At 64.7% G+C, this 15,760-nt stretch carries 14 protein-coding genes; 8 read left to right on the top strand and 6 right to left on the bottom strand.

Annotated features, from left to right (window positions below; translation table 11 throughout):
• The 6 genes from LB520_RS24775 to LB520_RS24750 all read right to left on the bottom strand — a co-directional run.
• Window positions 1–270 (bottom strand): hypothetical protein (locus tag LB520_RS24775; RefSeq protein ID WP_224639701.1); only part of this gene is annotated, 270 nt, incomplete at its 3' end.
• 19 nt (window positions 271–289) lie between these two features.
• Entirely contained in the window at window positions 290–2,839 is a 2,550-nt protein-coding gene (locus LB520_RS24770; RefSeq protein ID WP_224639700.1) for a caspase family protein, read from the bottom strand.
• Window positions 2,840–3,201: 362 nt separating this feature from the next.
• A complete protein-coding gene (locus tag LB520_RS24765) occupies window positions 3,202–4,302 on the bottom strand; it encodes an alcohol dehydrogenase family protein (RefSeq protein WP_224639699.1) in 1,101 nt (366 codons plus the stop codon).
• Between the two features lie 22 nt (window positions 4,303–4,324).
• A complete protein-coding gene (locus tag LB520_RS24760; protein WP_224523520.1) occupies window positions 4,325–5,704 on the bottom strand; it encodes an aspartate aminotransferase family protein in 1,380 nt (459 codons plus the stop codon).
• Window positions 5,705–5,738: 34 nt separating this feature from the next.
• Window positions 5,739–7,232, bottom strand: coding sequence for an NAD-dependent succinate-semialdehyde dehydrogenase (locus LB520_RS24755; protein WP_224639698.1), 1,494 nt, complete (start codon window positions 7,230–7,232; stop codon window positions 5,739–5,741).
• Window positions 7,233–7,638: 406 nt separating this feature from the next.
• Window positions 7,639–8,124, bottom strand: a complete 486-nt coding sequence (locus LB520_RS24750; RefSeq protein WP_224639697.1) for an Lrp/AsnC family transcriptional regulator — start codon at window positions 8,122–8,124, stop codon at window positions 7,639–7,641.
• 82 nt (window positions 8,125–8,206) lie between these two features.
• Between LB520_RS24750 and LB520_RS24745 the strand changes: the two genes are divergently transcribed.
• The 8 genes from LB520_RS24745 (at window position 8,207) to LB520_RS24710 (ending at window position 15,760) form a co-directional block, all read left to right on the top strand.
• Window positions 8,207–9,592, top strand: a complete 1,386-nt coding sequence (locus tag LB520_RS24745; RefSeq protein ID WP_224639696.1) for a PLP-dependent aminotransferase family protein — start codon at window positions 8,207–8,209, stop codon at window positions 9,590–9,592.
• A 136-nt stretch (window positions 9,593–9,728) separates the two neighbouring features.
• Window positions 9,729–10,514, top strand: coding sequence for an ectoine/hydroxyectoine ABC transporter ATP-binding protein EhuA (gene ehuA, locus LB520_RS24740; RefSeq protein WP_140844064.1), 786 nt, complete (start codon window positions 9,729–9,731; stop codon window positions 10,512–10,514).
• 94 nt (window positions 10,515–10,608) lie between these two features.
• Window positions 10,609–11,460 (top strand): ectoine/hydroxyectoine ABC transporter substrate-binding protein EhuB, encoded by an 852-nt coding sequence (ehuB, locus tag LB520_RS24735; protein ID WP_224639695.1) that lies wholly within the window; start codon window positions 10,609–10,611, stop codon window positions 11,458–11,460.
• Window positions 11,461–11,666: 206 nt separating this feature from the next.
• Window positions 11,667–12,326 (top strand): ectoine/hydroxyectoine ABC transporter permease subunit EhuC, encoded by a 660-nt coding sequence (gene ehuC, locus LB520_RS24730; RefSeq protein WP_224639694.1) that lies wholly within the window; start codon window positions 11,667–11,669, stop codon window positions 12,324–12,326.
• Window positions 12,326–12,985, top strand: coding sequence for an ectoine/hydroxyectoine ABC transporter permease subunit EhuD (ehuD, locus tag LB520_RS24725; protein ID WP_095765847.1), 660 nt, complete (start codon window positions 12,326–12,328; stop codon window positions 12,983–12,985). The genes ehuC and ehuD overlap by 1 nt, the downstream gene beginning before the upstream one ends.
• 5 nt (window positions 12,986–12,990) lie before the next feature.
• Complete coding sequence (gene eutA / locus LB520_RS24720) at window positions 12,991–13,767, top strand: ectoine utilization protein EutA (RefSeq protein ID WP_224639703.1); 777 nt, start codon at window positions 12,991–12,993, stop codon at window positions 13,765–13,767.
• 5 nt (window positions 13,768–13,772) lie between these two features.
• Window positions 13,773–14,771, top strand: a complete 999-nt coding sequence (gene eutB, locus LB520_RS24715) for a hydroxyectoine utilization dehydratase EutB (RefSeq protein ID WP_411969942.1) — start codon at window positions 13,773–13,775, stop codon at window positions 14,769–14,771.
• The gene (locus tag LB520_RS24710) at window positions 14,768–15,760 is read left to right on the top strand and encodes a cyclodeaminase (RefSeq protein WP_224639693.1); all 993 of its coding nucleotides are present in this window, start codon (window positions 14,768–14,770) and stop codon (window positions 15,758–15,760) included. The genes eutB and LB520_RS24710 overlap by 4 nt, the downstream gene beginning before the upstream one ends.

The following is a 15,760-nucleotide window of genomic DNA, read 5'->3' as shown; positions in this document are numbered from 1 at the left end:
ACCGCCTCCGCCGCCTCCGCCACTGCCCCCTCCCCCGCCTATCGGTGCAATGACAGGCGCGGTTTCGGTCTGAACGGGCTTGATCAGTTTCTTGGCGGTGACCTTCTTGCGCTCGACGACTTTTGGCGCGGTCGTCGTGCGAACAGCCTTCGTCCTGTGCTTCTCCGTCGGGGCCGGCTCGACCCTGGGCGTCACGGTCGTGCAGCCCGCGACTGCGAGAGCACCGGACAGGATTGTTGCGACGATTGCGTGTTTCGATGCCCAGCCCACAATATTGCCTCCTTGCTGATCAGAACAGGTCCCGTCGCGGATTGGCTTGTTCCCAGACCGCCCTGGCCGTCTTGACCAGTTGATCGTCCAACGAGCCGTCCGCCGAAATCTTGGATTTGAGTTCCGCACGCATGTGTTTCAGAGCCGCTGTCTTCGCCTTGGCTCCAAATTTCGCGAGCGTCGCCTTTGCGTCCGGAATCTCGTTGCGAAGATCGAGCGCGGCCGCGAAAGCAAGATAGCGCGCGGCCACCGCCTGGTCGGCCTTGTCGCCTCTTTGCATCTCCAGCGCCGCGCGATCATATGCGGCCGACTGATCGCCGCGATCGGTCGCCAGCTCGAACAGCCTTTGCGCCTCTGCCAGATCCTGCTGCACGCCGACACCGTCCCTGTACATGCGTGCAAGGCTGCCGGGGGCATACGGCTGGCCGAGATCCATCGACTTCTGGAACAGCGTGAGCGCGGTTTTGGGATCCTTCTCGACCCCCGTGCCGGAGAGATAATTGCGGCCAAGCAGGTTCATCGAATACATGTCCTGCCGCTCGACGCCGGCCTTGAGGAAGGCCGCGGCGCGAGCCGGATCGGCCGGCACGCCGTTGCGGCCTTCGGTAAAGATCGCCGCAAGGTCGTTCATCGCATAGGTATGGCCCATCGCCGCCGCCTTGAGCAGCAGGTCCAGCCCCTTGCCGGTATCGCGGTCGACGCCGTAGCCGTTGAACAAGGCGCGGCCCCATGAAGTCATTCCATAGGGATCGCCTTTTTCGGACGCCGCGGCATAGAAAGTGTTGGCCTGCTTGCGGTTGGCGGGCATACCCGTGCCGGTCGCGTTGAGGTAGCCGAGCTCGAACACGGCACGGACATGCCCCTTGTCGGCGGCTTCCTTGATCGCCTTCGTGGCCTCCTCGACCTTGCCGGCGGCGAGCAGCGCGCGCCCGAGTTCGTAGTGGAACCGCGCGATATCGGGATACGCCTTCACCGCCGCCCGGCAGGCCTCCACCGCCCCGGCGCCGATCTCGTTCGGCAACAGGCCGGGAACGACGCCCTGCAGGTCCAAGGGTTCGCCTGCCTGCGTGTCGCACGGGTCGACACTCGGCGACAGCTTCATCGTCGCCGGCTTCGACGATGTGTTGTCAGCTCTGATTTCGACGCCGACTATCAATGGCTTGACCGCGCCTATCTGCGGTTCGTAGCGCAGTTTATCGACCTCGTCGGCCATCAGGCTCGATTGCGGCGATAGGGTCCGGTCCGGCAGGGACAGCGTCCCGGTTGCCGGATAGCTCGCAAGCTTCACGCTTACGGCCGGATCGTTGGTCGGGAAATCCAGCTTCAGCGGCACCGGGCCGACACCGACCGGAATCTTGACGTCGCGGTTCTCGATCGCCTCGGCGGCGCCGGCGATGTGGATGCCGCGCTCCACCACCTGCTGCTTCTGTTTCGACTCGAGCGAGGCGACAAGCTGCTTGCCCGCGGCACCCTCGCCATTCTTGACCCGGAACACCAGTATGCCCTGCGATCCGCCGCCCCATTCGTCATGCGCGGCATAGGCCAGCATATCGACCTGGTCCTCGGCGTCGGCGCCCTTCGGCACATCCATCGCGAGCCGCGGCAGATCCTTGCCCTCTATCGGCTCGCCCGTCGCGACCGGCTTGCCGTCCAGGATCAGACGCCCCAGCGCCGGCGGCCTTTCGATGCTGATGGTGACCGCGCCGCCATCGACATCGACTGGCACCGGCAGGTCGAGCGCGACCGGACCGACGCCCGACGGTACGGTCTTTTCCAGCACCGGCGGCAAAGCCGGCCGGCTGGCGCGGCGCATCAGCACCACCTCGTCGATCAGCGAGGAATTTTCCCAGGGAACCTGCGCGCCCTTGGTGGCTTCGACCACATCGCGGCGGACGGCCGCCATGACCGAGCGTATCTCCTGGTTCGGCGCCAGCGCGCGGCGCGAGAAGGCGGATGAAAACGGGCTGAGATCGCCGGACCCGTCATAGGCGACGGCGCCGGGTTCCGTGGCGAAGGCGATCAGCGTGTTCAGCGAGCTTTTCACCTGCGCGAGGCCGGTGCCGCCGGCCGCGATCAACTGGTCGCGCAGCCAGTAATCCTTGCGCGGGAACGGGTTGTTGCGGCAGGCATCGAGGATGATCACCTGGATCTTCGATTTGGCGCGCAACTGTTGCAGGACGTCGTCGAGCTTGACCGCCTGGACCTCGATGTCCGCCGCATCCTTGAGCGACGCATCGACCGGGATCAGGAAATTCTCGCCGCCGATCTGAAAGCCGTGACCCGAATAGTAGACGACCGCCAAATCGGCGCCGTCCGCCGCCGCGAGATAATTGCGAAATTCCTTCTCGAACTGAAGCTTGGTGAGATCCTTGGCGACGAACACATCGAAGCCGGCCAGCCGGAACGTGCTTGACACGTCGTCGGCATCCTTGTCCGGATTTTTCAGCGCAGGGATTTCGCGATATTCGGAATTGCCGATGACAAGCGCAACCCTTCGATCGGCGTGCGCCTGCACCGTCGCGAGGCCCACGAGGATCAAGGCTGCTATCAGCGCGCAGCATCGCAGCATGGTAAAATCCCTAACTGCTATCACCTGTCGGCCACAAGAATGCAGCTTGCGGCATCGCGGTCTGTTAAAGACTTCACAATCTGCCAAGACGGCAAGGAACGCGCCTGCGATGGCAAGGCAGATCGCGCATTCAACCAGCTGCTAAAATAACCCAGAGACCTCGGCGCCGCAATGACCTGGGTAAGCGCATCGGCGTCTGTCGATGCAGGATCGCCATCGGCGAGCCACGCCTCCGCGCAGCGCTGCGTGTCTGTGACGCCGCAGCGTTTCATGGGAACGGCGAAAGCGTCCTATCTCTTTGCTTTACGCAATTCCGGACGGCTACGGCGAACCGCCGACCCCGAGCCGGCCTCTTTCCTGGGTCAGGCGCCGCTCCACATCGCGTCCGGCACCACCACCAGCTTGCCGACAAAGTCCTTGCCCATGAAGTCGGTCTGGGCGCGGTGGAAATCCGACAGTTTGTAGACGCCGCCGACCAGCGGCTTGATCTTCTTTTCCTCGATGTAGCGCACGATGCGGCGGAAGTCCGCGCGCGTGCCTTGGCTCGAGCCGTGGAGTTGGAGCTGCTTCAGATACATGGTGCGGAGGTCCAACTGCACGACCGGGCCGGCAATGGCGCCGGCCGTGGTGTAGCGGCCTTCGGGCCGCAGGATGCGTAGGAGATCGTTGAAGATGGCGCCGCCGACGAGGTCGGCCACCACATCGATGGGCTGGCCATTCGTCGCTTCGTTGACGGCGGTGAGCAGGTCGGCCACGCCGCGCGTGATCACCTTCTCGGCGCCGATGTCCAGCACGGCCTGTTCCTTGCCCTTGCCGACGACGGCATAGGGGATCGCGCCCCGCGCCCTCGCCAATTGCACGATGCCGGAGCCGACACCGCCGGAGGCGCCGGTGACCAACACACGCTCGCCAGCTTTCAGCGCCGCCCGTTCCAGCATCTGCTCGCCGGTGAGATAGGCGCAGCAGAAGGTGGCTAGCTCGACGTCGCTCAGATCGGTGTCGACGACATGCGCGTTCTCGGCCGGCAGCGCCTGGTATTCGGCATAACCGCCGTCACGGCCGTGGCCCATATAGTCGATGTCGGCCAGCGAATCGTCGTCGCGATTATAGATCGAGAAATCGACCATGACGCGCTCGCCGATGCGCTCCGCGGACACGCCGTCGCCGACGGCGACGATCGTGCCAACAGTGTCGGTGCCTTGGATGCGCGGGAAGGTCAGAGTGTTGCCTTGCCGGCGCCACGTCGACACCGCCTCGGCATCTTCCTCCGTGCCATAGGCGCCCTGGCGCACCCAGACATCGGTGTTGTTCATGCCGCAGGCGCTGACCTTGACCAGCACCTCGCCGGCGGCAGCTGCCGGCACCTTCACATCCGTGCGGTAGACGAGCTTCTCAAGGCCGCCATGACCCGTAAGCTGCACGGCGGCCATGGTGGCGGGAAGAGTTCTGGTCATGGCATTCATGTCGCTTCTCGGATGTCACTTCTCAGATGCTGGCCAATACGCTGTTCACCGCGTCGGCGGTCTTTGCGACGACGATGTCGGCTTCCTCGCGCGTCAGGCAGAGCGGCGGCGCGAAACCGAGGATATCGCCCTGCGGCATGGCGCGGCCAATGACGCCGCTGGCCGCGAGCGCGGTGGCGATCTGCGGCCCGACCTTCAGCGCCGGATCGAAGAAGACGCGGTCGTCGCGGTCCTTGACGAACTCGATTGCGGCCAGCATGCCATCGCCACGCACCTCGCCGACATTCCGGTGGCCGCCGACGGCTTTGGCCAACTCGGCGCGGAAGTAAGCGCCGGTCTCGCCGGCGTTCCGCACAAGGTCCATCTCGTCGATCAGCTCGAGATTGGCGACACCGGCGGCAACGCAGATCGGGTGCGCCGAATAGGTCCAGCCATGGCCGAGCGAGCCCAGCTTGTCGGAGCCCTTGACCAGCACCTGCCAGACCTTGTCGGCGACGATGACGCCGGACAGCGGCGCATAGGCCGAGGTCAGGCCCTTGGCGATGGTGATCAGGTCCGGCTTGATCCCGTAATGGTCGGAGCCGAACATGGTGCCGAGACGACCGAAGCCGGTCACCACCTCGTCAGCGACGAGCAGCACGTCGTATTTGTTGAGCACGGCCTGGATCTTTGCCCAATATCCGGCCGGCGGCGGAACGATGCCGCCGGTGCCGAGGATCGGCTCGCCGATGAAGGCTGCGACCGTGTCAGGGCCTTCGGCCAGGATCATCTCTTCCAGCTTGTCGGCGCAATATTGCGAGAACTGCTCCTCGCTCATCGAGCGGTCGGCGCGGCGGAAATAATACGGTGCTTCGGTGTGCAGGATCGGAGCGCGCGGCAGGTCGAAGGCGTTGTGGAACAACTCGAGCCCGGTCAGCGAACCGGTCATGACACCCGAGCCGTGATAGCCACGCCAGCGCGAGATGATCTTCTTCTTCTCCGGCCGGCCGAGAACGTTGTTGTAATACCAGATCAGCTTGATGTTGGTCTCGTTGGCATCGGAGCCGGAGAGACCGAAATAGACGCGGCTCATGCCCTTCGGCGCGCGGTCGATGATCATCTTGGAGAGCCGGATCGAGGCCTCGGTGCCATGCCCGACATAGGCGTGATAGTAGGCGAGGTTCTTCGCCTGTTCGGCGATGGCGTCGGCGATCTTCTGCCGGCCGTAACCGACATTGACGCAATAGAGGCCGGCGAAGGCATCGATGCTCTTCTTGCCGGTGTTGTCCCAGACGGTGACGCCTTCGCCGCCGGCCATGATGCGGGCCGGCGATTCACCGCGCGCGTGCGTGCCCATATGCGTCGAGGGATGGAAGAAGTGGTCGCGATCCCAAGCGGAGAGTTCGTTGGACTGTTCGAGCATTTTTGACTCCTGACGAGAATGAGGCCTGCGTAGCTTAGGCTACGTCGAGGCAAAGGTATTTGAGGTCTGTAAAAGCTTCGAGGCCGTGGCGGGAGCCTTCGCGGCCGATGCCTGATTGCTTGACGCCGCCGAAAGGGATCGGCGCGCCGGTGATCTTGACCCGGTTTATCGCCACCATGCCGTACTCCAAGGCGCGGCCCATGCGCGCCTGGCGCGCGCCGTTTTCGGTGACGACATAGGCGACCAGGCCATATTCCGTGGCGTTGGCGCGGGCGACGACTTCCGCCTCGTCGTCGAATGGCGTCACAGCCGCGACAGGGCCGAAGGTTTCTTCGCGCATGATCAGCGCTTCGTCCGGCACATCGGCGAGCAGCGTCGGCTGGTAGAACAGCGGCCCGGCCGCGTGACGCTTGCCCCCGGTCAGGCAGCGCGCACCATGGGTGAGCGCGTCGGCCACCTGCTCCTCGACCTTCTTGACCGCGCGCTCATGCATCAGCGGTCCGATATCGGCGTCTGCCGATAAGCCATTGCCGGTGCGGAGCTGCTCGATGCGGCGGGCGAAAGCGGCGCAGAAGCGATCATAGATCGGCCGCTGCACATAGATGCGGTTGGCGGCGAGGCAATCCTGGCCGGAGGTGGCGAATTTGGCATCGAGCGCGATCGCCACGGCCTTATTGATGTCGGCGTCGTCGAAGACGATCAGCGGCGCGTGGCCGCCGAGCTCCATCACCAGTCGTTTCATCGTCGCAGCGCTCTGCGCGGCGATCAGCCGACCGACCTCGGTCGAGCCGGTGAAGCTCATGGCGCGGACCCGCGCATCGGCGCACATCGCGCCGACAATCGTGCGCGCATCGCCGGTGACGACGTTGAAGACGCCTGCCGGGAGTCCGGCACGCTCGCCGAGCTCGGCCAAAGCCAGGGCCGACAGCGGCGTCTCCGAGGACGGATGCGCCACCACCGTGCAGCCCGCAGCCAAAGCTGCCGCCGCCTTGCGGGTGAGCATGGCCGACGGAAAATTCCAGGGCGTGACGACCCCGACGACTCCGAGCGGCTCGCGGCGCACCGACATCTCCGCATTCGGCAGATGGCTGGTGACGCTTTCGGCGTTGAGGCGTTTCGCTTCCTCGGCATACCACTCGATAAAGGACGCAGCGTAGTCGATCTCGCCCAGCGATTCCTTCAGCGGCTTGCCTTGTTCCAGCGTCATAAGCAGCGCCAGATCATCTTTGGCGGCGATGATGAGATCAAACCATTTTCGCAGGATTTTCGAGCGCTCCTGCGGCAGCGCCAAGCGCCAGCCAAGAAACGCGCGTGACGCGGCATTGATCGCCTTTGTCGTCTGGGCAGCATCGAGCGCGGCGACAAAGGCGACGGTAGCGCCGGTGGCCGGATCGGTAACCTCAAAACTTGCCGCCGCTTCGCTCGCCGTCCAGTGACCGTCGACATAGGCGAGCGCGCGCAGCAGCCGGCGATCGGCGAGGCCGTCGAGCGCTTCATGGTGGTTGGTACGGGCAAAATGTGCGGACATCAGTCGGGTCTCCCGGTGCCGAGGCGATATGGAGAGACTAGTCGTGCAATCGGGACAAAGAGGCTGTTTCGGCGGTCCGATGTAGAGAGATTGTCTCTATTTGTCCGGGAGAGCAGGTCAATCTCTCTAGCTTACCAGCCGCCGGATGCCACCAACCGGTGAAATTGGCCGCCTCCCACAACTTCGTCATCCATGGGCGAAGCGGACGCGTAGACCCGAGGATCCATTCCGTGACCTTGATCGAAGGGCGCAGCGGAGCAGAATTCTGCACCGTTGCAACGCCTTGGCCTTACGGAATGGATCCTCGGGTCTGCGCCGCGTCGCTTCGCTCCTTGCTCCGCCCGTGGATGACGAAGTGACGGACGTTTCGGCTAATCTCCACGCTGATCGTGAGACCGACTCACCCTTATTCCGGCAGCAGATCGGCCACCGGCAGCACGGTCTCATCCTTGACCGTCTTGGTGACGATGTAGGTGAAGTAGCGGTCGATGCCGATCTCGCGCTCAAGCAAGCCGTCGACCAGCCGCTGATAGGCGTCGATGTCGCGCGCCATCACTTTCAGCATGTAGTCGACGCCGCCGCCCACCGACCAGCAGGCAACGATCTCCGGGACGTCCCGCACCACCCGCTCGAAACGGTCGAAGTCAGCCTGGCGGTGGTTGGCCAAGGTAACCTCCATCAGCACCGTCGCCACCGGCGCGATGACACGCATGGCGATCGCGGCGTGATAGCCGGAGACGATGCCGGCCTTCTCCAGCTTGCGCAGCCGCATCCAGCACGGCGTTGGCGACAGGCCGACCTTCTCGGCCAGCGCCAGCTTGGTGATACGCCCGTCGCGCTGGATGGCATCGAGAATCCTGAGGTCGATCGGGTCGAGTTTCGCTGCCGCCATGCGGGTCCGCCTTTCGTTGCGGACACCATGACGATGCATTATTTCGATTGTCAATTGCACTGATTTCGATCTCTAATAAGTCATGACATTTTGGCAGCCAGATCCTGCTCTCATCCGCCGGCCGGCCTATCTCTCGCTGGCCGACCAGTTCGCGCGCGCCATCCATGACGGGCGGCTGGCCAACGGCACGCGGCTCCCGACGCATCGCCGGCTGGCGGACGATCTGAAGCTTTCGGTGCAAACCGTCAGCCGCGCCTATGAGGAGTTGATCCGCCGGGGTTTGATTTCCGGCGAGGTCGGCCGCGGCAGTTTCGTGCAGACGCAGCGTCGCGAGCCCGAGCCGCCCTACATCCCGGAACGGCTGGGCGAGGTCATCGACCTCTCGATCCTGAAGCCGGTCTGCGAGCCGATGCATCTGGAGAAACTGAAGCAGGCGCTGGGGTGGCTGGCCGAGAACCTGCCGTCGAGCTCGGCGCTATCGTTCCGGCCGAACATGGTTTTCCCGCGCCATCGCGCGGTCGCGGTCGAGTGGCTGAAACTTTGCGGCCTCGAAGCGTCGCCGCAGAATATCAGCCTGACCAACGGAGCCACCGCCGGCATGAAGGTGGCGCTGATGAGCGTCGCGCCGCCGGGCTCGACGGTCGCTACCGAGGCGATCGGCCACCACACGCTGATCCCGCTTGCCCGCTATCTCGGCTTCAATCTCGAGGGCCTGCCGATCGATGGCAACGGTCTGATCCCCGAAGCGCTCGACGAGGCCTGCCGTCTCTCGGACATCCGCGCCGTCTTCGTCCAGCCCTCGGTGATCAACCCGACGGCGACGTTGATGGACGCCACAAGGCGCGAGCAGATCGCGGCGGTCGCACGCAAGCACGACATTGCCATCATCGAGAACGACGTGCTCGGGCCGCTGGTCGAAGACCGGCCGCCGGCGGTCGCCGCCTTCGCGCCGGAGCGGACGCTCTACGTCACCTCCTTCACCAAAATCGTCGTACCAGGCCTGCGCATCGGCTATCTCGCGGTACCGGACCGCTATGTCGCGGCTGTCGCCAACCGCCATCTCGTCTCGAACTGGATGGCGACGCCGATGGTGGCGGAGATCGCCACGCGCTGGGTGACCGACGGCACAGCGATGGAACTGGTCAACTGGCAGCGTGGCGCGCTGAGGCGCCGCCAGGAGATCGCCGCGGAAGTGCTCACGGGTGTCGACTATCGCTGTCATCGCGACGGGCTGCATCTGTGGCTCGAGCTGCCGGGCGACCGCGCCGAGGAGAGCTTTGTCGCGCAGGCGCGCCTGCGCGGAGTGGCGATCGCGCCAGGCACCTCGTTTCGCATCGCCGACACGCCCTGGCATCCGGCCGTGCGCATCTCGCTCGGATCGACCACCGAGGGGGAACTGCGGGCGGGCCTGAGCGTTGTCGCCAAACTGCTGCTCGGCGATCCGGAGCATCTCCTGCTCGCCATCTGATGCACAAAGGAAGCTCAGATTGCCCTGAAATTGTGCCGCGCCGGAAATATTGTCATGATATTATTTTCCCAATTGACATGATTTGGCACGTTTCGCATCGTTAAGGGCATAGGCTTCTCCAGAACGGGGGAATGGATTGCCCGCGCCCATCATCAAGGTTGATGCGATTTCGAAGAGCTTCGGCGCCTTCAAGGTGCTGGACGGCCTGTCGATGCAGGTCATGCCTGGCGAGAAGCTGGCGCTGATCGGCCCGTCCGGTTCCGGCAAGACGACGATCCTGCGCATCCTGATGACGCTGGAGAAGATCGACGGCGGCCATATTCAGGTCGACGGCGAGCAGCTCTACCACATGGAGCGCAACGGCCAGCTGCTGCCGGCCGACGAGCGGCACCTGGCCAGGATGCGCCAGAAGATCGGAATGGTCTTTCAGCTGTTCAATCTCTTCCCGCACAAATGCGTCATGGACAATGTGACCCTGGCGCCGATGCTGACCAAGGGCGTCGCGCGCGCCGCCGCCGAGAAGCGGGCGATGGAACTGCTCGACATGGTCGGACTTGCGGACAAGGCGAAGGCGATGCCGGCGCAGCTCTCCGGCGGCCAGAAGCAACGCGTGGCGATCGCCCGGGCGCTGGCGCTGTCGCCCAAGATCATGCTGTTCGACGAGGTCACCTCGGCGCTTGACCCCGAGCTCGTCGAGGAAGTGCTCAACGTCATGCGCAAGCTCGCCGCCGAGACCGACATGACGATGCTTCTGGTCACCCATGAGATGGGCTTCGCCCACGACTTCGCCGACCGCGTGCTGTTCTTCGACCGCGGCAGGATTGTCGAGGAAGGCAAGCCCGATGAGATTTTCCGCCATCCCAAACAGGAAAGAACGCAGAGCTTCCTGAAGAAGATCATCGCGGCCGGACATCGCGTCTGACCGCAATGCGAGCGGGCGGCGCAAGCCGTCCACGGGTGGCCAAAGGCCGTCCCGAACCAGGCAAACCAAGAAGACAAACAAGGAGTTGGGAACAATGAAGAAACTTGGCATTCTGGCTGGCGTCGCCGGCCTCGCGATCACCGCGATGCTGCTCGCCCCCGGCGCGTGGTCGGCGGATGACGCCAAGCTGGAGCAGCTTAAGCAGCAAGGCTTCGCCCGCGTCGCCATCGCCAACGAGCCGCCCTATACGGCGGTCGCGGCCGACGGCAAGGTATCGGGCGCGGCACCCGACGTGGCGCGCGAGATCTTCAAGCGTCTCGGCGTCAACGACATCGTCGCTTCCATCTCCGAATACGGCGCCATGATCCCCGGCCTGCAGGCCGGCCGCTTCGACGTCGTCACCGCCGGCCTGTTCATGAAGCCGGAGCGTTGCGCGGCGGTCGCCTATTCCGAGCCGGTGCTTTGCGATGCCGAAGCGATGCTGGTGAAGAAGGGCAATCCGAAGGGCTTCAAGAGCTACGAGGACATCGCCAAGGACAGCTCCGCCACGGTCGGCGCGCCGGGCGGCGGCACCGAGGAGAAGCTGGCGCTCACTGCCGGCGTGCCGCGCGATCGCGTCATCGTCGTGCCGGACGGCCAGAGCGGCCTGAAGATGGTGCAGGACGGCCGTATCGACGCCTATTCGTTGCCTGTGCTCTCGATCAACGATCTGATGAAGAAGGCCAACGACCCGAACCTCGAAGTGATCGCGCCGGTGCAGGGCGCGCCGGTCTATTGCGATGGCGCGGCCTTCAAGAAAGGCGACGAGGCACTGCGCGACGCCTATGACGTCGAGCTCGCCAAGATGAAGAAGTCCGGCGAGTTCGCCAAGATCATCGAGCCCTACGGCTTCTCGGCCAAGGCGGCGATGTCGACGACGCGCGAGAAGCTCTGCGCGGCGAAGTAGTGCCCCTTTGCCTTCTCCCCGCTTGCGGGGAGAAGGTGGCTCGAAGAGCCGGATGAGGGGCAGCGCCAAGTTCTGTAAGGCTGGTTCCGCCCCTCATCTGCCTGCCCATCCTACGCAGCAGCTGCGCTGCAGCTACGGAGGGTAACCGGCATCTCTCTGTCGATGGGAGGCGCCAAGCACATCAATGTTGGGAAACTGCTAGTTTTATGACCCAGTGGTCCGGCTATCTCGGCCTGATATTGCAGGGAGCTCTTGTCACCATCGAGCTGACGCTGATGGGGTCGGTGCTTGCGCTGATCATGGCCTTCCTGGCCGGCTTGGGGCGCGTGTCGCGCTTCTTCATCATCCGCGCGTTGGCGACGACGTACATCGAATTCTTCCGCGGCACCTCGATCTTCGTGCAGTTGTTCTGGGCCTATTTCGTGCTGCCTTTCGCCGGCCTGTCGCTGACGCCGCTGCAGGCAGGCGTGCTGGCGCTGGGCTTGAATGTCGGCGCCTATGCGGCGGAAGTCGTGCGCGGCGCCATCCTGTCGGTCGGCCGCGAGCAATACGAGGCCTGCACGGCGCTCAATCTCGGCCGCTGGCAAGGCATGCGCCATGTGATCCTGCCGCAGGCGCTGCTGGTCATGCTGCCGACCTTCGGCAACAACGCGATCGAGCTGCTCAAGGCAACCTCGGTCGTCTCGCTTATCTCGCTCGCCGACCTGACTTTCCAGGCGCAGGTGGTGCGCTCGCAGACCGGCAGCACGCTGATGCCCTTCCTCTCCGTTCTCGTCATCTATTTCGCGCTGGCGCTGATTATCTCCTGGGGCATTCGCACGCTGGAGCGCCGCATGGCGCGCGGTCTCGACGGAGTGCGCGTCTGATGGAATGGGATTGGAACTTCGTCTGGGAGATCATGCCGACCCTTATCCAGGGGGTGAAGATCACCATCCTGGCGACGGTGCTCGGCTCGGTCCTGGCGGCGATCGTGGGGCTTGGGATCGCGCTGGCGCGGCGCTCGGAGAACCGCATCGTCGCGCGCAGCGTCGGCTGGTTCGCCGAGTTCATCCGCGGCACACCGCTCCTGGTGCAGCTCTATTTCATCTTCTACGTGCTGCCCGACATCGGCATCCTGCTGCCGCCGCTGGTGGCGGGCGTCATCGGGCTCGGCCTGCATTACGGCACCTACACGGCCGAGGTTTACCGCGCCGGCATCGACAATGTGCCGCGCGGCCAGTGGGAAGCTGCCAAGGCCTGCAATCTGGGCGGCCGCCACACCTGGACGCATATCATCCTGCCGCAGGCGATCCCGCCGATGATCCCGGCCCTGGCCAACTATTTCATCGCCATGTTCAAGGAGACGCCACTGCTGTCGGCGATCACCGTGCTGGAACTGATGAACCAGGCCAAGAGCGTCGCCAATACCTATTACCGCTACATCGAGCCGATGACGCTGGTCGGCGCCTTCTTTCTCGTCATCAGCCTCTGCTCCGTCGTGCTGTTGCGCTGGCTGGAGCATCGCTACGGCAGGATCGAAAGATGAAAATCATGAAAGCATTGCCCGACATCCGCCTCGAAACGGCGCGTCCTGCGCTGGACTCGCGTCCGCTGGAAAAGCGCGTCGGCCTGATTGCGCTTGCGACCGACCACACCAGCGAAGTGGATTTCCGCCGCATGGTGGCGAGCGAGCGGATCGGTGTCTATGTCGCGCGCATCCCCTACGCCAATCCGACGACGCCCGAAAACTTGCGCAAGATGCAGCCGTCGCTTTCGGCGGGCGCGGCGCTGATCCTGCCGGACGAGGCGCTCGATGCGATATGCTATTCGTGCACCTCTGCGTCGGTGGTGATCGGCGATGCCGAGATCGAACAGGCGATCCATTCAGCCAAGCCAGGCGCGCCCGTCGTCACCCCGCCGATGGCCGGCGTGCGCGGCCTGAACGCTTTCGGGGTGAAGCGCATCAGCATCTTGACTCCTTACACCGTCGAGACCAGCCGGCCGATGGCCGCCTATTTCGCCGCGCACGGCTTCGACATCCAGAGCTTCACCTGCCTCGGTTTCGAGGACGACCGCGAGATGGCGCGCATCGCGCCGGCGTCGCTGGTCGAGCTGGCGCGCAAGGTCACGCATCCGCAGGCCGATGCGCTGTTCGTCTCATGCACCGCGCTGCGCGCCGCACTCGCGGTTCCAGTTATGGAAGAGGCGATCGGACGTCCGGTCGTCACCAGCAACCAGGCCAGCGCCTGGAATTGCCTGCGGCTGTGCGGCGACGAAACGCCCCGGCCCGAATTCGGCCGACTGTGGACGAAGCCGCTGGCGCAGTGAACGAAATGCCCGTGATCGAAATGATTGTCGAGCTTCAGCATATTCGCGCGGCGCGCGAGCGCATTGCAGGCAAGGTCGAGCGGACACCCATCGTGCTGTCGCAAAGCCTCTCGGACCGCACGGGCCGTCCTGTTCATCTCAAGCTGGAGCATCACCAGACCACCGGCGCGTTCAAGCTGCGCGGCGCTTCCAACGCGATAGCAGCATTGAGCGCGGAAGAAAAATCGCACGGCGTCGTCGCCGCCTCGACCGGCAATCACGGTCGCGCGCTGGCGCATGCGGCGAAGCTCGAAGGCATCCCCGCGGTGATCTGCATGTCGAGGCTGGTGCCGGAAAACAAGCTCGACGCCATCCGTCGCCTCGGCGCGGATATCCGCATCGTCGGCAACAGCCAGGACGACGCCCAGCAGGAAGTCGACAGGCTCGTGGCGGATGACGGGCTGGTCATGCTGCCGCCCTTCGACCATCCCGATATCGTCGCCGGGCAAGGCACGCTCGGATTGGAGATCATGGAGCAGGTGCCGGATGCCGCGGCCGTGCTGGTGCCGCTCTCCGGCGGCGGGCTGGCAGCCGGTGTGGCGGCGGCGGTCAAAGGCGTGAGCCCGCGCACCAAAGTCATCGGTATCTCGATGACACGCGGCGCTGCGATGAAGGCCAGCCTCGACGCCGGCCGGCCGGTGCAGGTCGAGGAACTGCCGACGCTGGCGGATTCGCTCGGCGGCGGCATCGGGCTCGACAACCGGCTGACCTTTGCCATGTGTCGTGGCTTGCTCGACGACGTCGTCCTGCTTGCCGAGGACGAGATCGCCGCCGGCATCCGCCATGCGTATGAAGAGGAGCGCGAGATCGTCGAAGGCGCCGGCGCCGTCGGCATCGGCGCGCTGCTTGCCGGCAAGGTCAAAGTGAGCGGCCCCACTGTTCTCATCCTCTCCGGCAAGAACATCGACATGGACCTGCACCGCCGCATCGTCTGCGGCGAGACAATCGCGGAGCGCGCAGCATGAGCCGCATAACCATTCTCACCGAAAGTGATCTGCGCAAGATCGTGACGCTTGACCTGGACGCCGTTGCCTGCGTCGAGAACGCTTTTCGCGCCTTGGCCACGCTGCCGGTGGCGATGCCACCGATCCTGCGGCTCGACATTCCCGAGCATCGCGGCGAGGTCGACGTGAAGTCTGCCTATGTGCCCGGCATAGACGGTTTCGCCGTCAAGATAAGCTCCGGCTTCTTCGACAATCCGACGCTCGGCCTGCCGAGCGGCGGTGGCATGATGGTGCTGCTTTCAGCCAAGACCGGTGTGGTCGAGGCGTTGCTGCTCGACAAAGGCTATCTCACCGACATCCGAACCGCTGCGGCCGGCGCGGTCGCGGCCAAGCATTTGTCGCGCCAAGACTCAAGCGTAGCCGCGATCTTCGGCGCCGGCCTGCAGGCCGGCCTTCAATTGGAAGCCTTGCGCCTTGTCAGGCCGATCGAGGAAGCGCGCATCTGGGCGCGCGACGCCGCCAAGGGTGAAGCCACCGCCGCGCGCCTGCGCGAGAAGCTCGGTATTCTCGTGCGGGCCGAGCCGGATGCGGCGAACGCGGCAGCGGGCGCCGACATCATCGTCACCACCACGCCGTCGACCGAACCTCTGATCAAGGCCGGTTTCGTCTCCGCGGGCCAGCACATCACCGCCATGGGCTCAGACGCCGAGCACAAGAACGAGATCGCGCCGGCGATCCTGCGCATGGCCGATCTCTATGTCGCCGACAGCGCCAAGCAGACGCGGCGCCTGGGCGAGCTCCATCACGCCATCGAGGCGGCGGTCTTCGCCGCCGACGCCGAGGTGACAGAGCTCGGCCAGATCATCGCCGGCAGCAAGCCCGGACGGCGCTCGGCCAGCGACATCACCATCGCCGACCTCACCGGTACCGGCGTGCAGGACACCGCAATCGCCACTCTGGCCCGCGACCGTGCGCGCGCCGCCAATGCCGGGCTCAATTTCGAAAGTTGA

Source organism: Mesorhizobium sp. CA12, from assembly GCF_020165255.1.
Classification (GTDB): domain Bacteria; phylum Pseudomonadota; class Alphaproteobacteria; order Rhizobiales; family Rhizobiaceae; genus Mesorhizobium.
Note: the sequence above shows the minus strand (reverse complement) of the source record. Positions and strands in the feature narration are given on the sequence as shown.